This window comes from Flavobacterium branchiicola (assembly GCF_018383905.1).
GTDB lineage: Bacteria > Bacteroidota > Bacteroidia > Flavobacteriales > Flavobacteriaceae > Flavobacterium > Flavobacterium branchiicola.
The window spans coordinates 199,665-225,875 of record NZ_JAGYWA010000005.1; the positions used below are offsets into that span (position 1 = coordinate 199,665).

At 35.0% G+C, this 26,211-nt stretch carries 18 protein-coding genes; 5 read left to right on the top strand and 13 right to left on the bottom strand.

The genetic code is table 11. The features are described from left to right. Positions 1-20 precede the first annotated feature (20 nt). The 8 genes from KHA98_RS14035 to KHA98_RS14070 form a co-directional block, all read right to left on the bottom strand. Positions 21-2,000, bottom strand: a complete 1,980-nt coding sequence (locus KHA98_RS14035; protein WP_246522345.1) for a glycoside hydrolase family 127 protein — start codon at positions 1,998-2,000, stop codon at positions 21-23. A 12-nt stretch (positions 2,001-2,012) separates the two neighbouring features. Continuing rightward, positions 2,013-2,951 carry an arabinan endo-1,5-alpha-L-arabinosidase gene (locus KHA98_RS14040; RefSeq protein WP_213258557.1) on the bottom strand — a complete coding sequence of 313 codons (939 nt, stop codon included), beginning with the start codon at positions 2,949-2,951 and terminating at the stop codon, positions 2,013-2,015. Between the two features lie 147 nt (positions 2,952-3,098). Further along, positions 3,099-4,043: a glycoside hydrolase family 43 protein gene (locus KHA98_RS14045; RefSeq protein ID WP_213258771.1), complete on the bottom strand. Its 945-nt coding sequence runs from the start codon at positions 4,041-4,043 to the stop codon at positions 3,099-3,101. A gap of 170 nt (positions 4,044-4,213) precedes the next feature. Beyond that, positions 4,214-5,836: an arabinan endo-1,5-alpha-L-arabinosidase gene (locus KHA98_RS14050; RefSeq protein ID WP_213258558.1), complete on the bottom strand. Its 1,623-nt coding sequence runs from the start codon at positions 5,834-5,836 to the stop codon at positions 4,214-4,216. 12 nt (positions 5,837-5,848) lie between these two features. Continuing rightward, entirely contained in the window at positions 5,849-7,396 is a 1,548-nt protein-coding gene (locus KHA98_RS14055) for an alpha-N-arabinofuranosidase (RefSeq protein ID WP_213258559.1), read from the bottom strand. Positions 7,397-7,450: 54 nt separating this feature from the next. After that, entirely contained in the window at positions 7,451-8,461 is a 1,011-nt protein-coding gene (locus tag KHA98_RS14060; protein ID WP_213258560.1) for an arabinan endo-1,5-alpha-L-arabinosidase, read from the bottom strand. A 137-nt stretch (positions 8,462-8,598) separates the two neighbouring features. Next, positions 8,599-10,161 carry a RagB/SusD family nutrient uptake outer membrane protein gene (locus tag KHA98_RS14065; protein WP_213258561.1) on the bottom strand — a complete coding sequence of 521 codons (1,563 nt, stop codon included), beginning with the start codon at positions 10,159-10,161 and terminating at the stop codon, positions 8,599-8,601. A gap of 31 nt (positions 10,162-10,192) precedes the next feature. Next, positions 10,193-13,249: a SusC/RagA family TonB-linked outer membrane protein gene (locus KHA98_RS14070; protein ID WP_213258562.1), complete on the bottom strand. Its 3,057-nt coding sequence runs from the start codon at positions 13,247-13,249 to the stop codon at positions 10,193-10,195. 555 nt (positions 13,250-13,804) lie between these two features. Here KHA98_RS14070 and KHA98_RS14075 point away from each other — a divergent pair. Continuing rightward, complete coding sequence (locus KHA98_RS14075; RefSeq protein WP_213258563.1) at positions 13,805-14,494, top strand: NUDIX hydrolase; 690 nt, start codon at positions 13,805-13,807, stop codon at positions 14,492-14,494. Between the two features lie 256 nt (positions 14,495-14,750). Here the strand turns inward: KHA98_RS14075 and fsa are convergent, their stop codons facing one another. The 3 genes from fsa to KHA98_RS14090 form a co-directional block, all read right to left on the bottom strand. After that, entirely contained in the window at positions 14,751-15,407 is a 657-nt protein-coding gene (fsa, locus tag KHA98_RS14080) for a fructose-6-phosphate aldolase (protein WP_213258564.1), read from the bottom strand. Positions 15,408-15,414: 7 nt separating this feature from the next. Further along, positions 15,415-17,469: a transketolase family protein gene (locus KHA98_RS14085; protein WP_213258565.1), complete on the bottom strand. Its 2,055-nt coding sequence runs from the start codon at positions 17,467-17,469 to the stop codon at positions 15,415-15,417. A 267-nt stretch (positions 17,470-17,736) separates the two neighbouring features. Further along, positions 17,737-18,735, bottom strand: a complete 999-nt coding sequence (locus tag KHA98_RS14090; RefSeq protein WP_213258566.1) for a GntR family transcriptional regulator — start codon at positions 18,733-18,735, stop codon at positions 17,737-17,739. A 101-nt stretch (positions 18,736-18,836) separates the two neighbouring features. On the opposite strand from KHA98_RS14090, the gene KHA98_RS14095 reads away from it, so the two are divergent. The 4 genes from KHA98_RS14095 to KHA98_RS14110 all read left to right on the top strand — a co-directional run bounded on the left by KHA98_RS14095 (position 18,837) and on the right by KHA98_RS14110 (position 24,140). Next, positions 18,837-19,889: an aldose epimerase family protein gene (locus tag KHA98_RS14095; RefSeq protein WP_213258567.1), complete on the top strand. Its 1,053-nt coding sequence runs from the start codon at positions 18,837-18,839 to the stop codon at positions 19,887-19,889. A 48-nt stretch (positions 19,890-19,937) separates the two neighbouring features. Further along, positions 19,938-21,098 (top strand): galactokinase, encoded by a 1,161-nt coding sequence (galK, locus tag KHA98_RS14100; protein ID WP_213258568.1) that lies wholly within the window; start codon positions 19,938-19,940, stop codon positions 21,096-21,098. Between the two features lie 17 nt (positions 21,099-21,115). After that, the gene (locus tag KHA98_RS14105) at positions 21,116-22,165 is read left to right on the top strand and encodes a UDP-glucose--hexose-1-phosphate uridylyltransferase (protein ID WP_213258569.1); all 1,050 of its coding nucleotides are present in this window, start codon (positions 21,116-21,118) and stop codon (positions 22,163-22,165) included. 289 nt (positions 22,166-22,454) lie between these two features. Continuing rightward, the gene (locus KHA98_RS14110) at positions 22,455-24,140 is read left to right on the top strand and encodes a sodium/sugar symporter (protein ID WP_213258570.1); all 1,686 of its coding nucleotides are present in this window, start codon (positions 22,455-22,457) and stop codon (positions 24,138-24,140) included. Positions 24,141-24,296: 156 nt separating this feature from the next. On the opposite strand, the gene KHA98_RS14115 is transcribed toward KHA98_RS14110, so the two are convergent. Both KHA98_RS14115 and KHA98_RS14120 read right to left on the bottom strand, forming a co-directional pair. Beyond that, the gene (locus KHA98_RS14115; protein ID WP_213258571.1) at positions 24,297-24,713 is read right to left on the bottom strand and encodes a helix-turn-helix domain-containing protein; all 417 of its coding nucleotides are present in this window, start codon (positions 24,711-24,713) and stop codon (positions 24,297-24,299) included. A 289-nt stretch (positions 24,714-25,002) separates the two neighbouring features. After that, positions 25,003-26,208, bottom strand: a complete 1,206-nt coding sequence (locus KHA98_RS14120; RefSeq protein ID WP_213258572.1) for a hypothetical protein — start codon at positions 26,206-26,208, stop codon at positions 25,003-25,005. Positions 26,209-26,211: the final 3 nt, after the last annotated feature.

Consider the following 26,211-nt stretch of genomic DNA (forward strand, 5'->3'; position numbering starts at 1 on the left):
TTCATTTATTGGTGAGGAATTCAATTTTTAAAATCAATCCACACTTTCATTTTTCCAACGCCTCGATTTGACCAGGAATAATATGGAATGGCCTTGAATTTTGAGTTTTCGATTACATTTACGCCTTGTAATAAATTTTCTTCTTTTTTTACTTTAAAAGTATCTGAAGATGAAATATCGATTTTATCAAAATTGGTTTTGTTGTCAATTTCTTCAACCGCATAAACCAATGGACCGTACTCTAAAGACACTTTGTTTTTATTGGTTTCGACTTTCGAATTGGTTTCAACTTCCTGAACTTCCATTGGGAAATTAAGTGCGATTTTGTCTCCTTTTTTCCAAGTTCTTATTACATTGAAATAACCATTTTCAGGCTGAATTGCTACAGCTTCTCCGTTTATTGTAATCGTAGGTTTTTGAGTTGAAGCCTTTTTATAGGTGTATAAATCTCCAGGAAGGACTTCGTTTCTTGCCCAGCCAGGAACGCGTAGTTTAATTGTGAATTTGCCTTCTTTTTTTGGATTAACCGAGATTCCAACTTTACCGTTCCACGGATATCCCGTTTGTTGTGCAATCTGTAAGTCTGTTTTTCCTAGTTTAAAAGAGGCATTGTTTGAGGCATATAAATTTACGTATAAAACATCATTTGTTTTCGAATAAATCAATCCCGGAATTGAGGGTATAAAACGAATCAAATTAGTTGGACAACAGGAACAATCAAACCAAGCCTGACGCGTGCAAGATCCTCTGTTTGATTTATAAACGCCATCGGCTTCTAAGGCATTTGGATAAAAAAATTGTTTTCCGTCAAGCGAAATTCCTGAAATTAACCCGTTGTACATCGTTCTTTCGATAATATCAAAATATTCTGATTTTCCATATAAATTATGCAATCTATGATTCCAATAGACATCACCAATTGCGGCACAAGTTTCATTGTAAGCGGTTAGATTTGGCAATTCGTAATTTACTCCAAAAGCTTCCCCATCATGTCTTGATCCGATTCCACCTGTGATGTACATTTTTTTGTTCACCATATTATTCCATAAATTATTTACGGCATTTTCATAAGCTTTATCTTTGGTCATTGCCACAATATCAGTCATCCCAGCGTACATATAAACCGCACGAACGGCGTGTCCTACAGCTTCTTTTTGCTGAATTACAGGGATATGATCTTGAGCATATTCGCCATACAATTTATGATTGTTAGGATTTCCGCGATTGTCCAAATAGTATTTTGCCAATTTCAGATACTCTTCTTTTCCTGTAATCTGGTACAATTTGATTAAACCCGTTTCTACAATCTGATGCCCCGGAACACCTTTTACCTGCTCTGGATTATCTCCAAAAGTTCGCACCAGCATGTCTGCCGCTTTTATGGCAATATCTAGAAAATTGGTCTTTCCTGTTGCTTCGTAATGTACGATTGCGGCCTCAATTAAATGCCCAGGATTATACAATTCATGGCTAATCTGCAACGATTCCCAACGTTTTCCTTCAATTACAGGAACCCAAGGTGCTGGCGGTTTTGCTGGATTTATCGTTCTCCAAGTGGTAATATATCCGTCTGGTTCTTGACCAATTTTTACAATGGCAATCATAGAATCCAAAACTCTTTCCAATTTCGGATTTGGAGCACTAATTAAAGTATTCGAAGCGCCTTCAATAATTTTATAAACATCCGTATCATCAAAAGGCATATCACCTCTTGTTGTTCCCGTTTTTTGTTTTCCCGCAACTAAAAAATTCTCAAAACGGCCTTCTTCATCACATTTTTTAATCGCATATTCGATCGTTACTTCCTGCACTCTTTTAATAATTGGAAGCCAAAAAGAATCGGTTAGTTTTACATTTTGAATGTTCACTGGTTCGATTTCATAACCTGCTTTTAAAACGGATGTCTTATTCTGCACGACATTGTTTTTGGTCTCTTTACAGGAAGCCAAAAACAGAAATGACATGAAAATCGTTAAAATTGGTAAGTTGTATTTCATCATTATTCTCGTATTCTATTTTAAAACAGGCCACAAATCGGCGTCCCATTGCATTTCTCGAACTACTAATTTTGGCGTTCCGTTGGTTTTCTTTTCGTAAGCGTGGTAAAACATAAAATCTTTTCCGTCGAAAGTATAAGCGCTGTTATGTCCTACTCCGAAATAGTTTTCATCACCTTGAACGACTAAACTTCCTCCGCCTTCATTTAATGATTTTCCATCTTTATCCAAATAAGGTCCCGTCACATTTTTAGATCTTCCAACAACAACTTTATAAGTGCTTTTTTCTCCGCGACAGCATAAATCCCAAGAAAGAAATTGGTAGTAATAACCGTTTTTCTTGAAGATAAAAGGAGCTTCAAGTGCACCATCTCCCGGGTCAGAATCGGCTAATTCGAAAGTTCTTTTGCGTTTTGAAATCGTATGCCACTCCTGAGGTTCTGCAATCGACTTTAAATCAGAATTCAATTTTACCAATTTCAATCCTTCCCAAAAAGAACCGAAAGAAAGCCAAGGTGTGTTATTTTCGTCAAAAACTAAATTCGGATCAATGGCATTCCACATATCACGATTTGGCTGTGATTGAATGACAATTCCTTGATCGACCCATTTGTAATTTTTGTCTTTTGGGTCTAAAGTTGTATTCGTCGCTACTCCAATTGCCGAAGTATTTTTAGCGAAAGCGGAAACTGAATAATACAGATAATAAACATTATTATGAAATGAAATATCTGGCGCCCAAATATGGTTTTTGAAATCGGCTGCAACACCATCTGCCCAAACGGGTTTGTCTGCAAAAACCTGTGGTTGTTTGTCCCATTTTTTTAAATCTTTTGAACTGAAAACACTGATTCCGTTTCCTGTGCAATACAAATAATAGGTATCTTTCTGTTTGATAACCACAGGATCATGCACGACAATTTCCTGCGCCATAACCACTGAAGTTATGAGCATTAGAAAAATTGAAATTGCATATTTTATGTTTTTGTAAACCATATAAGTGATATAAGTAAATTTAAGTTCAAACCTCAACTAAAACTTTTTTAGAACATATAAGAATGCTTGAAACTGATCCCGATAGCTATCGGGAGCGACTGAGAACTATTGAATTCCTTCAGATGTCATAACAACACATTTCATTGTTCCGTCTTTGTTATAAAATAATTTGTCTACGCAAACCGATCTTCTAAAACTTCCTCCATGTGGAATTGATGCGCCATTGTGATATATGAAATACGATTGTCCTTTAAAATCAATTATCGATTGATGATTCGTATTGCTGTTTCCTGCTAATTCATTCAAAATTCCTTTAAATTCCCAAGGTCCTGTGATTGATTTGCTCATCGCGTAGGCAATTTTTTCAGGAAATTCATAAGCATATGATAAATAATACCATCCGTTATGTTTGTGAATCCAAGGGGCTTCGGTGAAATTTGGCAATTTTATATGATGAATTTCGCCTTCTATTTCCGTCATGTTTTCTTTTAATTTAGCATAATGACAGGCGGTATTTCCCCAAAATAAATAAGCTTGTCCATCAATATCGATAAAAACTGTCGGGTCGATATCGTCCCAGCTTATATCGCTAAATTTGGTCATATCGTTGGTGATTAATGCTTTTCCTAATGCATCTTTAAAAGGCCCAAGCGGATTATCTGCTACAGCAACTCCAATGGATTTTCCGGGAACTGTACCATGTTCAACTGTTACGTACCAATAAAATTTTCCGTTTCTTTCTATTACTTGCGAAGCCCAGGCATCACTTTTTGCCCATTTAAAATCGGTTACTTTTAAAGGCACGGGATGCGATTCCCATTTTTTCATGTCTGATGAAGAATATACGACCCATTCATTCATTTTATAAAAATTAAAATCGTTTGGCGCTTCGTCATGACCTGCGTACAAATACACTTTGTCTTTGTAAACCAATGCAGCTGGATCTCCAGTATATTGATCTTTGATAATTGGGTTATTGAATTTTACCGATTGCGCAGTTGCTGCAATCGATAAAAGCAAAACGGATAGGCTTGTAAATAGGTTTTTCATCATTGCTGTTTTTTTTTTGCCACTCCCGATAGATATCGGGATCACGAATTTTAACAAATTATAATTCGTGAATTCGTGGCTATTTTTTTTCTCGCAGATTTAGCAGATTGCGCAGATTTTATTTTTAATTCCTAATGCTTGGAATTTGGATTTTAAAAAAATGGATTTTTTTAGTTTATTTTCTTGCCCCAAACCGGTAATCCAGCAGCGTTATAACCAGAATAACTCAAGGTTACTTTTCTGGTTGCCAGTTCCCAATCCCAAGAATCTGATACATTACATTTTACTCCATTTACCGTCAGGATTTTTTTGGTACTGTCATACGACCAGGTTCCTGTTACGTCACCGCTTACTTTTTTATCAGCAGTCAGGTTGATTGTTCCGGATTTCTGCATGGTTTTGTATTGATAGTTCATTGTGATTTGTTCCCAAGTTCCTACGAAACTAGCATCAGAAATTGTTGTTGCTGGTACTCCTGCATAACGTTCTGCTTCTACTACAGGCCAGCCATCTTCTGTCCACTGAATGGCGCGAACGTGTCCCATCATTACGGCATTTGAAGCTGCAATTCCGGCAACACCTTCAGGCAAACGCGCCTGCGAGGCATAATACCATTGTTTTGTTTCCGGGTTTTGAAAAACAGCACAATGCGAGAATCCAACCCAACCTGTATGATTTTTAAATTGATACGGATGTGTAACCATTGGAAAACATTCGGCACCGTTTGTAATACTGCTTCCGCTGATAGTCTGATATGGTCCTAAAATACTTTTTGAACGTGCTACGCGTGTATTATAAGCAACTGATAATTCATCATAGGCTAAAAACAAATAGTAATACTGTGTATCCGGATTGTACATGATTTCTGGTCCTTCAAGCGCTTGCCAACGGTTTGTACTGATGTTTCCGCGACCGGCAATTCGTGTTCCGTAATCGTCTATTGTCTTTAATTTATCCGGTTTTCCAGTTGTTGGATTTAATTTTAAAGCTGCAATCCCAGAATGCCATGAACCATAAATCAAATATTGATCACCTTCAGGAGTCTGAATAAAACTCGGATCAATGGCGTTAAATTTGAAATAAGCATCCCAATCGTTTCCTCCATTTCTCACATAACTTTTTACGCCGTCTGGTTCAGAACAAACTACCATTCCTTTGTCAACCCAATTGTTTGAAGCCAAATCTGTCGTTTCTGCCAAACCGATAAAAGCGCGTTCTGTCCAAGAAGTATTAGTATCTGGTCCAACAATTGGATTTGTAACCACAATACTGTAATACATTCTAAAAACATTTCCCACTTTACGAACACACGGTGCCCAAAATCCGTAATTTGGATTTTCTATCGGAGGAAGTGCCGGACTCATTCTCGCTCTTTTATTATTTAAAGAATCTTTTACCCAAGCCGGAGCCTGAGTCATTGACGCTCCCATGAATTCCCAATTGATTAAATCTTTTGATCTTCTGTAGAAAAAATGTCCGTTGCCTTCATGCGCATTTCCATAGGATGCATCGGTTTGGTACATATAATAATACTCTCCAGATTTCTCTACCGACGGATCGTGCACGTTAGCCAAATTCCATTGTGTTCTGTTTCCCCAAGATGAAATTGAAGTATAATTATCTGCATATGTTGGCCCCGGAAATGCCGGTGTAACCACAACTGGCGGAACTGGATCCGGATCTGGAGTTACAGGTGCATCCGGACTGTCACTGGAACAGCCGAAGACTAATAACATGCCTAAAAAAAGCCCTATGTACGGAACCATTTTTAGAATGGAATTTGATTTTTTCATGTTTTTCTCTTTTTATTTTCCTTCTAAAACAACAACTGAGAAAGGAGGAATTGTAATTTCAAGTTTTCCTTTTTTGTTTTCGAATCCTTTAAAAACTGTCGGAACAATTTTGTTTGGTGTATCGAAAGAATTGTAATCTTGTAATTTAGAAGATGTAATTACAGTTGCTGTGAAGTTTTTCACACCTAAGTCTTTTACATCAATTTCGATTTTGTTTTTGTTTTTTGCGTCTACGTTCACTAATGAAATATGAACTGCACCGCTTTTGTCTTTTGAAGCTGATGCTGATACTGCAGGAAGTGTTTCTCCATTAAAAGTATATAATGGCGATTGAAAACTTACTGGCAATAATTTAGCATCTTGATGTACAGCGTACATTTTCATTACATGATAGGTTGGCGTTGTAATCATTTTTGCTTTATCAGTAAGGATTACGGCTTGTAAAACATTCACACATTGAGCCAAGTTTGCCATACGAACTCTATCTGCATGATTATTAAAAATATTTAGCGTTGCTCCCGCTAAAACGGCATCTCTCATTGTATTTTGCTGGTATAAAAATCCAGGATTTGTTCCTTTTTCTACTTCATACCATCCTCCCCATTCGTCTACCATCATGGCTACTTTTTTCTCCGGATCGTATTTATCCATTATCGCAGAATGCTTGGTTACAAGCTCTTCCATTTTTAAGGCTGACTGCATAGTTTTGAAATATCCTTCTTCGGTAAAATCTCTGTCGTCTCCTTTTTTACCCCAATCGATTACAGCATAATGATGTACTCCAACTCCGCCTAACATGTTTAGCGGAATATTTTTCATTAAAACTTCTGTCCAGTTATAATCGGCACTATTTGAACCGGAAGCAATTCTTGTAAGTCCGCCAGTATTTTCCCAATCAGACATAAACGTGGCAAATTTTCGGTATTCTCCTGCATAATATTCGGCTGTCATATTTCCACCACATCCCCATGCTTCATTTCCAACACCCCAGTATTTTACTTTCCAAGGCTCTTTTCTTCCGTTTTTTTGGCGCAAATCACTCATTGGGCTTTTCCCTCCAAAATTGGTGTACTGCACCCAATCTGCTAATTCCTGAACGGTTCCGCTACCAACATTTCCTGATAAATAGGGTTCAGCTCCAAGAACTTCACATAAATTAAGGAAATCATGTGTTCCAAAACTGTTGTCTTCTGTTGTACCGCCCCACCATTTGTTTACAATAGTTGGTCTTTGTTCCTGCGGTCCAATTCCGTCTTTCCAGTGGTAGGTATCCGCAAAACAACCTCCAGGCCATCTTAAGTTTGGAATTTTCAACTCTTTTAAAGCAGCGATAATATCATTTCGAACTCCTTTTGTATTAGGTATTTTTGAAGTATCTCCCACAAAAAATCCTCCGTAAATACAGCGACCTAAATGTTCTGCAAAATGCCCATAAATGTTTTTGTTGATTGTTGGTGCATCGGCAGTATTTTTTAAGGTTACAACTGTGGTTTGATTTTGGGCAAAACTAACCTGATTACAAAGGGTAATAAGAAAGGTGATTAAAAGTGCTTTTTTCATAGTGGTTTTTATTGTAGAGGAAAGCCCGGAGACTTCCCTCTGAATTTTTAGTTTTTAATATGATAATGTTGGCCATCCTGATGACCATGTAAAATATACGATTTCCATTTTTGGATTTCCACTGTCGGCTCCGTCATAATAATGAACGGCTCCTTTTTGAGTTCCGGTAATTCTTGATAAATGCCCCGGGCCTATATAATTTCCCTGAGTTGCTAAAACAGTTGTACCGCCATTATTGGTCAGTGCCACTCCGTTTTTGTCAACAAAAGGTCCAAACGGACTTGTTGATCTTCCCACTACAATATAATACGTACTGTTTACGCCATTGCAGCAAGTCCCTCTGTTTACGAACATATAATAATAACTTCCTTCTTTTATTAAACAAGGAGCTTCCCATGAAGCACTGTTTCCGCCTGCTACTATAGTTTTACTTCCGGTGGTTTTTCCAGTTGAAGGATTAATTTGAATTACTCCAATTCCTGCATGCCACGAACCATAAGCCATATACACATTACTTCCGTCTACTAAAATAGAAGGATCAATCGCATTTACATCTGAAGCGCTTGAAGAAGAAACTACAACGCCTCTATCTGTCCAGGTTGTTCCTGCGCTTTGCGAAATGGCTGGTGTTGTAACCAATCCGATTGCTGATGTTGCCGAACCAAATGTTGAGCAAGAATAATACATATTCCATCTGTTATTAAACCAAGCCACATCTGGAGCCCAGAAGGTTTTAACAAATCCCGGAACATATCCTGTAATCCAGCCTGGTGTTGATGAGAATACTGATGTTCCCCATGTCCAGCTGGTCAAATTTGTTGAATAAGTCATTGGGATATTATCACCTGTTGTAAAAACATAATAGTTTACGCCGCTTTTTACAATGGTACTTGGGTCGTGTGACGGAACATTTCCGCTCACTGTTTTTGCTGTTAAATTTGTTACCTGAGAATTTTGAGTTTCTGCAACTGCGACAACCTCATCATTCGAAGGGATTATAGTATCTTCATTCTGACAACTTCCTAATAATACTGCTAATAAAACCAAACTTGTAATTGTTTTCATTTGTTCTAATTTTTAGTGAATGTTTAAATAATACTTGTTCTATAACCTCATTCTTTTTTTAACATAATATCACATGACGGATTTTTTTTTATCTGCCATATGATATTATGTTTTCAAACTAACTCAAATAAATATTCTTAATAACTGTCATTTTGGATTGTTCCGGGATTATTGTCCATTTCTAATTGCGGAATTGGATAATATTCTCTTCCTTTTGTATAAGAGTTAAACTCTGCATCTCTTGCTTTCAACCAAGCTAATTTAGTTGGGTTGTCAAGCCATCCCCAACGACGAATATCATCAAAACGGTGTCCTTCAAGCGGGAACTCTAAGAATCTTTCGTGACCTATTTGTTCTCTCATCTGGTCCTGGCTCAATCCTGGTTTTGTGGTTGCTAAATCTGGCAGGTTTACTCTGTTTCTAACCATTTGAATGTAAGTGTAAGCACCCGGAGTATCTCCTGTTTCGTTTAAACATTCGGCATACATTAAAAGAACATCTGCATATCTTAACAAACGCTCATTAATTCCTGAACGCCAATCGTATTCATCTGCAAACTGACCATCTGAATTTTGGTATTTTCTGCAGAATATGTCGTTTAGATCTGCCGGACTTGCTGCATAAAAAGTCGCAAAATCTTTCCCGTATAATTGCATCCCGCCTGGTTTGTTGTAGAAAATAGTTGCTTCTAAACGCGGATCATCTTCTCCTGTTTTTGTTTTTTCTTCTTTAAATTCATTAAATAATGCCCATGAAGGCTGCACATCTGTCCATCCAAAAGCTCTTGGTGCATAAGTAATAGCACGCGCAGATGTTTTCCCCCAGCCTGAAGCCGGAGCACCGCCCCAACCTAAATCTACACCACCGGCATCTCTGCTAAATTGTACCTCAAAAAGAGATTCAGAGTTGTTTTCATTAGCAGTAGTAAAATTGTCACGGTAATTGGAAACCAAAGAGTAAACTCCTGAATCTATAACTTGTCTAAAGGTTGCTTTTGCGTTTGCAAAGTCTTTTATAAACAAATATGTTTTTCCTAAATATCCTAAAGCTGCTCCTTTTGTAGCACGTCCTTTTTGGTTGGAATCTAATCCTGAAATTCCGCTATAAGAATTTGGCAATAATTCAGCTGCTGCTTTAAAATCGGCAATAACCTGAGCCCATCCTTCTGCCTGTGTTTTTTGCGGATAATAAACTGCTAGTTCTGTTGGCAGAGGTACGTTTTTAAACATGTTTACAGCATGAAATAAATACAATCCTCTTAAAAAATAAGCCTGTCCTAAGATTCTATTTTTAAGTGCTGCATCTTCAAAATCAATTCCAGGAACATTTGTAAGAACCTGATTGGCACGATAAACTCCCTGATAATAGGTTTCGTAAGCCCATCCATAAATTGAGGCATCGGCTACATTGGAGTTAAAGTGACCTGCATTGTACATGGAACCCCACGGACTATTAGTACGCGCATCATCTGATCTTGCATCAAGCAACAAAGGTGTACTTCTCATGTACGTTCCGTCTGTTAACAAACTTCCGTAAGCGGCATTTACACCTTCAAGTGCGTCTTCATCTGTTTTCCAGAAACTGTCAACAGCATTATTGTTTGGGTCAAGTTGCGTCAAATCTTCGTTATCTACACAACTTGTTGTTACCAACGCTAGTGAAAAGAAAACGGCTATATAGTTAAATATTTTATGTTTCATTGTGATTCTTTTTTAATTGGTTAAACCAGATTTAGAAATTTACTTCTACTCCCAAAGAAATTGTTCTTGGATTTGGGAAAGATCCTGCATCATATCCTCTTGATATTAATCCGTCGCTTGTAAAATCAGGATCGTAACCTGTATATTTTGTAATCGTCCAAAGGTTTTGTCCGTTAAGATATACTCTTGCTTTTTGGATAAATTTATCTTTCAACGGAATATTGAAACCTACTTCCATTGTTTGCAATCTCACATAATCACCGCTTTCAATAAATCTGTTAGAATCTCTGCTGTTTCCGTTTGGATCACCAATAACCGGAGCCGGAATATTAGTGTTCGTATTTGTTGGAGTCCAGTAATTCAGTTCGTCTGTACTGTGATTTCCGTATTGTCCGGCCATTAAATTGCGGTACATCGCATTAAATACCTTATTTCCTCCTGCACCTTGCCAGAACATTGAGAAGTCGAAATTTTCATAACTAGCACTAAAATTTAATCCAAAGCCATATTTAGGAATTGCTACTCCCTGAAAAGTTCTGTCAGCATCAGTAATAATTCCGTCATTGTTTACATCTCTAAATTTCACATCTCCAGGCGCTGCACCAGTTTGAGTTGGCGAAGCTGCAACCTCAGCCGCGTTTTGAAAAATACCAATCGCTTCCCATGCAAAAAGTTCTCCTGCAGATCTTCCAACTTCTGTTTTTGATACTGCTCCGTAAATTGGATTTCCGTTTACGCCGATTTTTGTAATTTCATTTTTAAGCGTACCTACGTTTCCAGAAATATCATATTTAAATTTATTATGGTGGTTGCTGTAAGAAGCTGTAAACTCAAAACCACTATTTTGCATATCTCCTGCATTTGTAGTGATATTGGCAGGAAAAGCTCCTGTTGAAAATGGTAATGGAACTCCTAACAATAAATCAGTTGATTTTTTAATGAAATATTCTCCTGTAAATTGTAAATCATTGTCAAAAAATCCTAATTCCAATGCAATGTTTTTACTGGTTGTTTTTTCCCATTTTACATTAGGGTCAAGTGCCGCTACAACGGTTGTTCCGGAAGCAAGCTCATTATTAAAATCATAACCTGCAAAACTGTTTACCGTTGAAGCAAAGAAGTACTGCGGAATTGTATTGTTACCCAATGTACCGTAACCTCCTCTAAGTTTAATATTGCTTACCCATGCTGGTAAATGAAGAAACTTTTCGTTACTGATTTTCCATCCTCCTGAAAAAGAGTAAAAGTTTGCTGAATTATTTTTTTCACTAAAAAGAGAAGTTTTATCTTGTCTGAAATTAGCCTGCAATAAATATCTGTCATCGTAAGAATAATTTAATCTTGTGATATAAGATATTCCGGTGATGGTATATTTATATTCGTTAGTGTTTCTTGCATCTGCAAACTGCAACATTGGAATTTCTCCCGGTTTGTATCCCACACCTCTCATCCAGTAATCCTGATGATCTCTTTTTTCCTGAATCCATCCGGCAAGAGCATCAATTTTATGTTTCCCAAATGAAATTTCATAGGTTAATAAATTATTCAGGAATGTTCTTAATTCATTTCCGGTAGCAACATCCAATGAAGCTTCGTCATTTGTAGTAATGTAATACCATCCTAAATCACTTGGCGGCATAAATTTTCTGGTTTCCCAATCGGTTCTGTCATAACTTACATCCAGTTTATATTTAAGACCTTTTACGATTTCAATCTCTGCCCATACATCGCCAATAAAACGGTTTCTTTTTCCGTTGTTGGTAATCAAATTATTGTATCCAATCGGATTCATCGAGATTGCTCTTTGCGTAAGGTTATCTGTACCACCGTAACCACCAAGTCTGTTTGCATCATAAACCGGCATTGTTGGTACCGCATTAAGAATATCACTAATTACCGTTTGTCCGGTATTATATTCGTTAAAAATCTCTTTGTCAGATTGTGTGTAAGCGATTTTTGCTCCGTATTTTATCTTTCCTTTTTTACCATTTAAGTTCAGGTTTGTTGATAATCTTTCGTAATCCTGAGGTGTTCTTACATAACTTGAGTTCTTAAAATAATCAACATTAAAACTATACGCTATACTTTCTGCTCCACCTGTAAATGTAAGCGCCTGGTTTTGAACAACACCTGTTTGTAAAGCCTCTTTCTGCCAGTCTGTATTTACATCAGTAATATAAGATGGACTAGTTGGATCATTTCCTGGTGCAATACTTACCGGAACACCTGCTCTGACATCTCTGTTTCTTTCTGCTTCACTGGTAATTTTTTGGTAGCCTAAACGATCCGTTACATCCCATTTTTTAGTTACATTCTGAAGACCTACGATCGATTTAAATTTCACATCCGTTTTACCGGCTTTACCTTTTTTAGTTGTAATAATAACAACTCCATTAGCTCCACGTACACCATAAATTGCTGCCGAAGAAGCATCTTTTAAAACCTGCATCGATTCAATTTCGCCCGGTGCAAAGTCATAAGGTGCATCTACCATAATACCATCAATAACAAAAAGTGGATTATTATTACTGAATGAAGTTATTCCTCTAATTTTGATATTAACAAAACCTCCCGGTTCTCCTGACGATTGTACTGTTACTCCCGGAACCTGACCCTGAAGCATTTTTGCAGCATCATACGTTACTGTTTTTTTTGCCGATTCGATGTTTACAACACTTACAGATCCTGTTAAGTCAGATTTCTTTTGTGTCCCGTAACCAATAACTACGACTTCATTTAGTTTGTTGGTATCTTCTCCTAAAACTGCATCAACTTTTGACTGATTTCCTATTGTTATTTCTTTATTCTGAAATCCTATAAATGAAAAAACTAAAACATCATTTGGAGATGCTTTAATCGAATATTCTCCATCAAAACCGCTTGTAGCAACAGTTTTGGTTCCCTTTATCATAATATTCACACCCGGCAAAGGCAGTTTATCTTGTGCCGAAGTAACAACTCCGCTAATCACTTTGCCTTGAGCCGACATTTGATTCGCAGAGAATATTAGCATAAGTAATGCTAAAAGCCATTCTTTTTTTGGCAATAAAAAATTGCAATAAAAAAATAATCGTTGGTTTGTTATCATATTGGTTAAATTAAGTTGGTTAGTCAAAGTTATAAGTGTTAATTTTACATTTGTAAATTTAAATAAAAAAAAAGCTTAAAAACAAATTAAAATCACAAAAAAAAGTACTCAAAAAAATACATATCATAAATTAAGTGTGAAAAATACATTAATAATTTGAGGTTATTTTCAAAAAAAAGGTTTTTTTATTAAGTTATTTGTGTAAAATCTACACTTTTAATCAAAAACCAGCTTTTTACTCAAAATTTAAAAGAGGAAAAAAAATAACAAATCGACTGTTTTATAATAAATTAAAGGTCAAAAAAGCATTGTTTTTGTAAAAAAAATCCTGTTTAGAGTTTGTAATTTTTCCTTCAAATTTGCCCAGATTTGAAAAATCTGACTTACTTTTGTTCCGAAAACGTTTGAAAAAGACAAAATCGGATCTAAAATGCTCATTTTAAATCTATTTTTTTAACTCTCCTTTAGTAAATAATTTATATAAGTGTAAAATATACATTAATAAATTATGATTCATATTAGGAAGTTTATATATTTACCAATAAATAATTGATTATGCTAAACAGTTATAGCTCTGCGGATAAAGCATTATTAGCAGTAGATTGTATCATTTTCGGATTCGACAATGAAGGTTTAAAAATACTTTTGATTAAAAGAGACTTTGAGCCGGAAAAAGGTAAATGGTCTTTAATGGGAGGTTTTTTAAAGCGTGATGAAGTATTAGATAATGCCGCAATCAGAATTTTAAATACATATACAGGTTTAAACGATATTTATATGGAGCAGCTTTATGCTTACTCTGAAATTAATCGTGATCCTGTTGAACGAACCATTTCGGTTTCCTATTATGCTTTGATTAATATCGAAAATCATAATGCTGAACTGATAAAGAATTATCACGCCCAATGGTTTAGTATTGCCGATGCTCCCAACTTAATTTTCGACCACAACCAAATGGTGGATCATGCCATAAAAAGATTACGTTACAGAACTTCTATAAAACCTATTGGTTTTGAATTGCTTCCGGAGAAATTTACGATGCGTCAGTTATTAGAATTGTATGAAGCAATTTTGAGTAAGGAATTAGATAAACGTAACTTTATCAGTAAAATTAATTCATTAGAAATTTTGAATAAATTAGACGAAAAAGACATGCAGTCATCCAGAAAAGGTTCTTATTTGTACACTTTCAACAAAGAAAAATACGAAGAAAAATTACTTAACGATTTTGTTCTGAATTTATAATATTTGGAATGCGGATGACGCGGATTATACGGATTTATATTTTTTTTATAAAAATAAATCTGTGCCAACCCGTTCAATCCGTGGGCAAAAAAACAAAACCCTGAAAGCCACAAACTTTCAGGGTTTTTTCTTCAATAAAACTAAAAATTATTCTTAAGTATATCAGACCACGGATTGAACGGATTGAACGGATTAACGCAGGTAATAAAAAATCAGTGAAAACCCGTTTCATCCGTAAGATCCGTGGGCAAAAAAACTAACTATTTCCTTTCTGGTAATCTGCTAAAAATTGTGCTAAACCAATATCTGTTAAAGGATGTTTTAGTAAACCTTCAATTGCACTTAATGGTCCGGTGATTACATCAGATCCGATTTTTGCACAATTGATAATATGCATTACATTTCGAACAGAAGCTGCCAAAATCTGAGTTTCATATCCGTAATTATCATAAATCAATCGAATATCTTCTATAAGTGTCATTCCGTCTGTAGAAACATCATCCAGACGACCAATAAACGGCGATACATACGTTGCTCCGGCTTTTGCAGCAAGTAATGCCTGTCCTACTGAAAATACTAATGTGCAATTGGTTCTGATTCCTTTATCGGCAAAATAACGAATGGCTTTTACCCCGTCTTTTATCATCGGAATTTTAACTACAATCTGTGGATGTAAAGCGGCAAGTTTTTCGCCTTCGGCAATCATTCCTTCAAAATCTGTTGAAATAACCTCGGCACTAACATCACCTTGAACCAATTCACAAATTTTTATGTAGTGCGTCAAAATATTGTCGGCACCTGTAATTCCTTCTTTTGCCATTAATGAAGGGTTTGTGGTTACACCATCTAAAACGCCTAAATCATTGGCTTCTTTAATATCTTTTAAATTTGCTGTATCTATAAAAAATTTCATCTTTCTATTATTTTGATAGGTTATAATTTTGTTCTTCTAAATATTTAAGGATTTGTTGAGAGGCATTTTTACTTGTAAATCCAAATTTTTCATCTAAAACTGACGCAGGTGCCGAATAGCCAAAATGTTCCAGTCCGAATACTTTTCCATTTCGTCCTGCAAGATTTTCCAGATTTACCGGAAGTCCGGCTGTAAGTCCAAAAACCAATCCGTCTTTCGGAATTACATTTTCCTGATAAGCCACTGATTGCGATCTGAAAAGTCCTTCAGAAATAATTGAAGCTACATTTATTTTTATTTTAATGATTTGTTCCAGTTCCTTTGCCGCGGCTATTAATGTCGCTACTTCAGATCCGTTTGCAATTAAAGTAATATCCGGATTTTGATGTTCTTTTACCAGATAACCTCCTTTTTTGGAATTTGAAGCTTCTTCAAAACGAGATTTTCCATTAGTCGGAAGGTCTGCAATTTCTTGTCTGGAAAGAATAAGACCTGTTGGGGTTTTCTTGTTTTCAAGTGCCATTTGCCAGGCCACAGAAGTTTCGACAGCATCTGCCGGACGAAGCGCCAGTAAACTCTGCTCTCCTGAATGGTTTTTAATTTTCTCCAATAAACGTATCTGTGCTTCCTGCTCAATTGGCTGATGCGTTGGTCCGTCTTCCCCAACTCGAAAAGAATCGTGAGTCCAGACATATTTTACTGGTAATTCCTGAATAGCAGATAAACGAATTGCAGGTTTCATATAATCTGAAAATACAAAAAATGTTGCCACAACCGGAATGACTCCGCCATGAAGTGCGATTCCGTTTGCAATTGCCGCCATTGTTAATTCGGCTACACCTGCTTGCAAAAAGCCTCCGCTGAAATTATTCTTTTGTAAAACAGATGATTTTTTTAAGAATCCGTCTGTTTTATCACTATTAGATAAATCGGCAGAAGAAACAATCATGTTCTCTACATTTTCAGCCAAATATCCTAAAACAGCTGCCGAAGCATCTCGTGTTGCTGCATTTGCTTTTTGTACAACAGAACTAAAATCTAAATTGGGTAAATCACCTGCAAAAAACTGTTTGATCTTTTTTGCTAATTCTGGATTCTTGTTTTCCCAAACCAAAAATTTAGCCTTTCTTTCTGCTGCTTTTGTGGTTTTATTTGCTAAAACATTTTTATAGAAATCGGCAACCTCTTTATAAATTGCAAAAGAATCTTTAGGATCTGCTCCCAGATTTAAAAGCGTTTTTTCAAAATCGGCTTTTGTGCCACCAATAGGTTTTCCGTGCAATTCACATTGCCCTTCGTACTTAGAACCGTCAGCGGTAACACATCCTTTTCCCATTATAGTACGACCAATAATCAGAGTTGGCTTTTCTGTTTCGGCATTTGCAGCGTTAAGCGCAGAACGTATTTCATCATGATTATGAGCGTCAATTGTTATCACTTTCCAGCCCCATGATTCATATTTCATTGCTGTATCTTCGTTTGTAACCTCATCGGTCATTGAAGAAAGCTGCACATCATTTGAATCATAAAACATAATAAAATTATTCAAGCCTAAATGCCCTGCGATACGTCCTGCACCCTGAGAAATTTCTTCCTGAACTCCACCATCCGTAATAAATCCGTAGATTTTATGATCGAATAAATTATCAAATCTGGCCGATAAAAACTTAGCAGCAATTGCAGCTCCAACTCCCATAGCATGTCCTTGCCCTAATGGTCCGGAGGTGTTTTCGATTCCTCTTTTTACATCAATCTCAGGATGTCCAGGTGTTGCTGAACCCCATTGTCTGAAGCTCTCAAGATCGGCTTTCTCATAATTTCCAAGTAAATAATACTGGGCATACATTAAAGCCGAAAGATGTCCGGCATCCATAAAAAAACGATCTCTAAAAATCCAGTGCATATCGCTTGGATCGTATTTTAAATATTCTGTATATAATATATGCATGAAATCTGCGCCGCCCATCGCTCCTCCCGGATGGCCAGAATTGGCTTTTTCGACCATAGAAATGGCTAAAGCTCTTATGTTATCTGCGGCTGATTGGTCTATTTTATTGTTCATCTCTAATTTTTAATTTTGAAATTTATTAGGTTTGATAAAGAGTAGTTTTTGATTCATTTTCATTGAATTTCAAACAGAAAGGTTTCATTTAAAATGAAACAAATAATAAGTGTAAAATTTACATTTACAAATGTATGTAAAATAATTCCATAAAAACAAAAAAATTGTTTCCTTATTTTTTTAAATAAAAAAATGGCGATTTATCAAACAAAATCGCCATTACTTATATAATTAAAAGAAAAAGAAGAAAATCTTCAGATAAAAAAGCTACAATGAATTTCGCATAATCAAAGCCGATTTATTTTCAATTTGCTCCTTTTTTCCTTTTAAAACCATTTCTGCCAAAATTTTTCCCATCGTTTCAAAATGAGTTGAAATTGTCGTGATTCCATTTGCAACAATTCTTTTTAAGGGAGTTTCGTTATAAGAAATAATTCCAAAATCACTGCCTAATCTTAGATTGTGATTTCTGGCATTTTCAATAACATGAACCAGTTCACGATCAGTTGGCGTGATATACACATCGCCTACGCTAATTTTTCGGTCTTTAAATTCACTAACAATCTCATAATCAAAATTATAATTTTTACAAAAAGCCTCAAACCCCATTTTCATACCTGGCGGTTCTCTGAATCCCGGAAAAATTAAGATCAGTTTTTGATATTTACTCAATCTTGCTTTGGCATTGAATAAACCTTCAAAAATATCTTTTTCATGATTTTGATAAATTGCCGGAAAATCTTTTAACGCTGCATTGGTCTGATCCAGTATGATAACTTCGTTTACTGGTAGGGTTTTTATAGAATCGGTTATATCAATTAAGTTGGTTGGCATAATAATATATTTGGTATAATTCCCATTACTGTCATTTATGAGCTTTTTAAAAACCTGAACATTAAAATGATGGAAAAATATGTCGACCTGAACATTCTTTCCAATGTTTTTTAAAAACGAATTATAGATATCTTCTTTAAAAATATTTAGCTCATCAAACAATAAAAAAATCTTCTGCTTAATTGTAGTTTCAACACTTTTAACGTAATAGCCTTTACCGGGAATGGCATAAATGATTCCTCTTTTCTTTAACTCATCATAAGCGAGTAAAACGGTATCACGAGATAATGAAAAAGCCAGACAGACTTTATTTACAGAAGGGAGCCTGTCGCCTTTTATCAATTTTTCTTCATCAATAGCTTTTTCAATTGAAAGAATAATCTGTTTATACTTTGGCAAACCAAGATTATTTTGAATAGAGATAATGTTCATGAATTGCGGTTTTTTTGTGCAATATACAAAAACTGGTAGGTACTGGTATGTAAAAAGAGAAAATGTTTCTATTTTTGAATTTCACTTTTGGCAAAAATAGTATGGAAATAAAACATATCTCTCAATTTGAAGACAAATCTGCTTGTAAATCTTTTGGTTTAACGGCTGATAACGAAGAAATTCTTTCTTTCGAATTATCAAACAAAAGCGGAATGAAAGTTCAGTTAATCAATTATGGAGCAACTGTAACTTCATTAAAAATACCTGTTGACGGAAAATTGGTAGATGTTGTTTTGGGTTTTGATACTTTAGAATCTTATTTGGATTCTTATAATTTACCGAGTGCTCCTTATTTTGGAACCACTGTTGGCCGTTATGCCGGAAGAATCAATAAAGGTATTTTTAGTTTAAATGATACAACTTATCAATTGGCAGGAAATAACAATGGCAATGCATTGCACGGAGGAAATGTAGGTTTTGGAAAAAAAGCATGGAATGTAACTGATTTAACTGGCGGCGAAAATCCTTCTATAACATTTAGTTTGTTGAGTGAGAATCTGGATCAAAATTATCCTGGTGCTTTACAGGTCGATTTAAAATATACTTTAACAGAAGCAAACGAATTGCAGTTGGAGTATAAAGCAACCACAACAGAAGACACGATTATAAACTTAACACATCACAGTTATTTTAATCTAAACGGACATGATTCGACTGTTTTGAACCAGGAAATGGCTATTGTTTCAGATAAAATACTGGAGACAAATTCAGAGAATATTCCAACCGGAAAATTTACATCGCTTTCTGATCACGCTTTCGATTTCAGAACGGCAAAAAACTGTCCGGCTTCTATTGATAATTCATTTGTTATTGAGCCTTCAAATCAAGTTGTAGCGACTTTATACAGTTCAAAAACAAAACTAAAAATGAGTGTTTATACAGATCAGCCAAGTGTACATATTTATGTAGGCGGAAATTGTTTTGATATTTTGAAAGGGAAAGAAAATGCGGTTTATCATCCTGCAAGCGGTATTTGTTTTGAAACTCAAAATTTTCCCGACGCGCCAAATCACAAACATTTTCCTAATTCTATTTTGAAAAAAGGCGAAGAGTATCAGCAAAAAACGATTTATAAATTTGAAACTTTAGATTAGTTCTTAAATTTAAAGAACTAAAGAAAATACTATTACAATCACAAAATAATGAATGAAATTCTAATACAAAATACCACTTCTTTTTTTGAAAAGTCTTTTGGATCTGCCCCACAAAAAATTGTTCTTTCTCCGGGAAGAATCAATATTATTGGTGAACATATTGATTATAATGATGGTTATGTTTTACCGGCTGCAATCGACAAAATAATTTGTTTTGCTTTTGAAAAAAACAATACTACAAAAGCCAAAATAATTGCCATCGATTTAAATGAAGAATTCGAAATTGATTTGACTGAAGAAGTAGCATTAAACGATGCCGTTTGGACCAATTATATTCGTGGTGTTATCAAACAGCTTCAGGATAATGGTTTTTCTTTTGAAGGTTTTAACTGTGTTTTTAGCAGTAACATTCCGGTGGGATCCGGATTATCTTCTTCGGCAGCTTTAGAGTGCGGAATGATTTTCGGAATTGCGGCACTTTTTGATTTAAAAATTGAAAGGAAAGACATCGCATTATTAGGGCAAAAAGCAGAGCATTGGGTTGGTATTAACTGCGGAATTATGGATCAGTTTTCAAGCGTTCACGGTCTTGAAAACAAAGTAATTCAGTTAGACTGCAACACCCTGGATTTTGAATATCACAATGCCGATTTCAAAGATTATTCTTTGATTCTGATGGACAGTAATGTAAAACATTCGCTTTTTACTTCAGAATATAATACTAGACGAATTGAGTGCGAACAAGGGCTGGCGATTATAAAAACGCATTTTCCGGAAGTAAAAACGTTTCGGGATTGTAAAGAAGAACAACTTTTAAGTATTCAGGATAAAATTGATCCAACGGTTTTTAAAAGAGTGCATTTTGTTGTAAAAGAAATCAATCGTGTTATCAAGGCGTGTGAGGCGCTGGATAAAGGAAATATAGAACTTTTAGGACAATTACTTTTTGAAACACATTATGGCTTATCGCAGGAATATGCTGTAAGCTGCGAAGAGCTGGATATGCTTGTAGATACTGCAAAAGCTGATGATGCGATAATTGGTTCCCGCTTAATGGGAGGCGGATTTGGTGGCTGCACTATAAATTTAATTAAAAAAGGTCATGAAAATGAGGTAAAAAGTAAGTTTTCAAATCTTTATTTAGATACATTTGGAATTGAATTAAAATTCTACGATGTAAAAATCTCAAACGGAACAAAACTACTTTAATACCACAACAAACAAAAATGAAAAATTTCGACATTAACGAAGATCCTCACAGACGATTTAATCCTTTATTGAACGAATGGGTACTAGTTTCACCTCATCGTGCAAAACGCCCATGGCAGGGACAAAATGAAACCATTGCCACAGAAACTTTGCCAAAGTACGACCCAACCTGTTACTTATGTCCGGGAAATGTACGTGCCAATGGAGTGAGCAATCCGAAATATGAAAGCAGCTTTGTTTTCGAAAATGATTTTGCTGCCATGAAACAGGACGAAATTATTTTTGAAGAAGATATTAAACATACTTTTTTTAAGGCAATACCAGAACAGGGAATTTCAAGAGTGGTTTGTTTTTCACCAAGACACGATCTTACTTTACCTGAAATGGAAGTTGACGGAATTGAAAACATCATTAAGACCTGGCAAAGAGAATATACCGATTTAGGAAATATTAAATACATCAATCACGTTCAGATTTTCGAAAATAAAGGAAGCGTCATGGGCTGCAGCAACCCGCATCCACACGGGCAAATCTGGGCACAATCTTCTTTGCCAACTCAGGTCGAAAAGACACAAAACAATTTAAAAGCGTATTTTGATAAAAACAACAGAACGCTTCTTAAAGATTATCTGGATGCCGAATTAAAATCTGGCGAGCGTGTAGTAATAGAAAATGATCATTTTGTTGCTTTGGTTCCGTTTTGGGCAATCTGGCCTTATGAAACCATGATTGTAAGCAAAAGAACTTTTGGTAAAATCACCGATTTAACCGCTGATGAAACTACCGCTTTTGCTAAAATTCTGAAACAGCTTACAACGAAGTACGACAATTTATTCAGCACTTCTTTCCCATATTCATCCGGAATTCATCAGGCGCCTACAGATGGCTTAGAACATCCGGAATGGCATTTCCACATGCATTTTTATCCGCCATTATTAAGATCAGCAACGGTTAAAAAATTTATGGTAGGTTACGAAATGCTGGGCGAATCACAACGTGATTTAACTCCTGAAAAAAGTGCCGAAGTTTTAAGACAACAATCAGACGTTCATTATAAAAGATTATAAAGCACATACGAAAAATAAGAAAAAACGGTGGTATTTTAAAATTTAACATAATAATCTGTTTATAAATGTAAAAAACACATTTAAAAATAATGTCTATATAGAATTTTATTATACTTTTGGCTTTTGTTCTTATTTTCATAAAAAAATAACAAAATAAAAACACATATTTTATTTTAACCAATATAAAATAGCATAAACCGGATTTTGAAATTTTTAGATTTTTAAGTCTTTCAAAAATCAATATTAAACAAACAATCACCTATACTAATTTTAAAAAATACTACTAACAATGAACCAGAACCTCGCTATCGCAGATTATGCGGTTTTTATTATTTATTTTATCGTAGTTTCTGCCTACGGTTACAGCGTTTACCGCAAGCGTAAACAAGACGAACACGATGCCAAAGCTTACTTTTTGGCTGAAGGAAATTTAACTTGGTGGGCTATTGGAGCTTCATTAATTGCCTCAAACATTTCTGCAGAACAATTTATCGGAATGAGTGGTGAAGGTTTCTTTTTAGGAATCGCTGTTGCGGCTTACGAATGGCTTGCTGCTGTTGCACTTATTATTGTAGCAGTCTGGTTTATTCCTGTATATCTTAAAAACAAGATTTACACGATGCCACAATTCTTAAAAACACGTTACAACGAATCTACTGCTTTGATTATGGCGGTTTTCTGGTTGTTCTTGTATGTTTTTGTAAACTTAACTTCTATTTTATATTTAGGAGCAGTTGCTATTAATGGTTTAGCAGGCGGAGAATACTTGCACGTAATCATGATTGGATTGGCTGTTTTTGCTTTATTCATCTCTTTAGGAGGTATGAAAGTTGTCGCTTATACAGACGTTATTCAGGTTGCTGTTTTAATTATTGGAGGTCTGGTTACTTCATACATTGCACTTACAACAGTGGGCAGATATTTTGGAGTTGGAGAAAATGCAATTGAAGGTTTCAAAGTTTTAATGAGAGAAGCTCCTGAGCATTTCAAAATGATTATCCCAAAACCAACTGCTACCTCATCTCAGCTTGAAATCGATAAATATTTAACTTTCCCGGGCTTGATGTCTTACCTTGCCGGTATCTGGATCATCAACTTAAACTACTGGGGATGTAACCAATACATTACGCAAAGAGCTCTTGGTGCAGATTTACAAACTGCACGTACAGGAATTTTATTTGCCGGTATGCTAAAATTATTAATGCCGCTTATTGTTATGCTTCCTGGTATTGCTGCTTACGTTTTATACCAAAACGGGCATTTACCTCAATTAGTTGGTGGAAAAGATGGTGCATACTCTGCAGTTTTAACTTTCCTTCCAACAGGATTAAAAGGACTTTCTGTCGCTGCATTAACAGCTGCAATCGTAGCTTCTTTGGCTGGAAAAGTAAACAGTATTTCTACAATCTATACATTAGACGTTCATAAAAAATACATCCAGAAAGAAGCTGGAGAAAAACAACAAGTAAACATTGGTAGAATTGCAGTTTTTGCTGCGATGCTTTTAGCTGTATTATTTACATGGAATGACATTCTGGGAATTGGTGGAGTTGGTGGATTCACTTACATTCAAAAATATACAGGTTTTATTAGCCCTGGGGTTTTTGCTATGTTCTTCCTTGGTATGTTCTGGAAAAGAACAACTGGAACTGCTGCAATCGTGGGTGTAATTTTAGGATTTGCATTATCGGTTTTATTCAACGAATATGCTCCAGCTTTATTCGGAAACGAAACTTTATTATACACGGCTTATCCTAACGGAAAAGGAGCTTTCGAAATTCCATTCCATATTTGTATGGGATTATCATTCTTCTTTACCATGTTAGCGATGATCGGAATTAGTTTTGCAGGTCCAAAAGTAAACCCTAAAGCGTTTGAAATTGACTCTGAAATGTTTAAAGTAAAACCACAAACTACAGTATTAATCGTAATTACATTATTGATTATTGTAGCATTGTACGTTAAATTCTGGTAGTATAAATTTTTTACTATATTATTTTTTGAAGATTAAAAAGGCCGTCTGTTAGATGGCCTTTTTTTTGAGGTTAATGATTATAAAAATCTTCCAATAAAAAAAGCCCTGAATTATTCAGGGCTTTGTTCTTTTTATATGTTTAGTAAATTAAAAAGCTTATTTCAGCTTCATTAATTTCTCTAAATATTCGACTTTATCTTTTTCCGACTGAACTAAACGCTCGTAAAGTTTTTTATTCTCTTCATAAGATTCAACTAATTTGTCTAAAGGATTAAAGTTGCAAATATTCTGATTACCAATTGGCCCCTGATTTATACTATTGTCGCTAAAACTATTAAAATAATTAATCATACCTTCTTCAGAAAAACTCTTAATTGCTTCTACAGTTACGCCTAAAGCTTTTGCAACTTCAATCAATCTTTCTTCATCAATAGTTTCACTATTTTCAATAGCAGAAACCGTTTGCTGGCTAGTTCCTAAAGCCTGCGCCAGGGCTTCCTGCTTCATGTCTCTCAGTTCACGAATACGGCTAATTTTTCGCCCTATATGATTTGGTTTTGTTATTGTGCTCATAGCTCAAAGATAATAATTATGAATAAAAATAGAACAGGTATCCTACATTATGATACTTGTAAAATACCACTTAATGCATTCAGACAAACAAATATCTGAGGTAACAAAAATACAACTTTTCAGACATGTTTAAGTCTTTTTTGGGGTCATTCGGGTCTTTTACTTTTCGGCTTACTTGTATTGCAAAACGTAGCGGGTTTGTTTCGGCATCGGTCAGGTGTTATTCTTCGGTTGTGAAACTGAGGTCTAATACCCCATCAAGACCTACTTTTTCTTTTTTTAGAAGCAATTACTCTTCACCTGGCAAAGAAATCCCATCACCTTCTATTTTTGCTTGTTTCCATTGCTTTTCAAATTCCGGAATATTATAATAATTTTTAAGCTTAAACTCTTTAGAGTACTTGTTATCTGAATCGTTATATTCTGCAAATTTTCCCATAAAGTTTTCTATTCTATAATCTTTAGCGTGACTATAAATAAAGCTTTGTATTTGGGCAATTATTTCGGCTTTTTGTGAAAAAGTGAGTTCACTACTATTTTTATCACTTAATAACCAATCCATATAGTCATATCTTATAAGCTCGTAAAATTGAGTTGCTTTTGCTTCATCTTCAACAAGTACATTTAGCATTTGCCGATCGAAAACTATTTTTCCATCACACTTTTTATTATAAATGATTTTGTTTACCTCATCTATATTTTTATTAGTAAATTCTGTTTTATCAACTACCCACTTTACTAACTCTTTATCATCATAATAACCAAAAGTTGTTACTAAACTTCGCATGAAGATTTCATCATTTAAGATTAGCCATTTAAAATAAGCACGACTATCGTTGAATAAATACATATTGCGAGCAACTAAAATTTGGATATTTTTTTTTCGTAGTTCAGCCAGGTCTTTGACATCTTTCCATTGGGATGCCCGAATCTTAATATTTTCAATTTTATCTTCTATGATAATATCATCATCTTCATATTTTTTTAATTGTGGAAATATTTTTTGATAATCAATTATTTCTGGAAGTGGATAAAAATAAGTAATGAATTTACTTGATTTAGTTATATAGAGATATTGTGCATCAACAGAAAATGGATAATATTCTAATTTTCTGTTGCAAATGTTATCTTTGTATGTATCAACCTTTAAATATGGAATCTCTGATTTTTCATCAATTACTCTTCCAAAAATATTTTTGATTTTTGTTGAAAAATCTTCATTGCTTATTTTTTTATATCCATTATTATTTAATATTGTATCTATAATTTTCACAGATTCATCTAAATCACTTTTATCATAATCTATGAACGCACTGTATGTTTGATCATTTCCGGCTTCAATCTGCTTTGTTAATATTTTTATTAAGTTCGCATCTTTCATAATACTTTCTTTTTTAATAAATCCATTTTGATTATTGATATTTGACTCATCCTTTTTTTGGCAACTGACAATATTTACAATTAGGATACATAATATTATACTTCTTATTTTCATTTT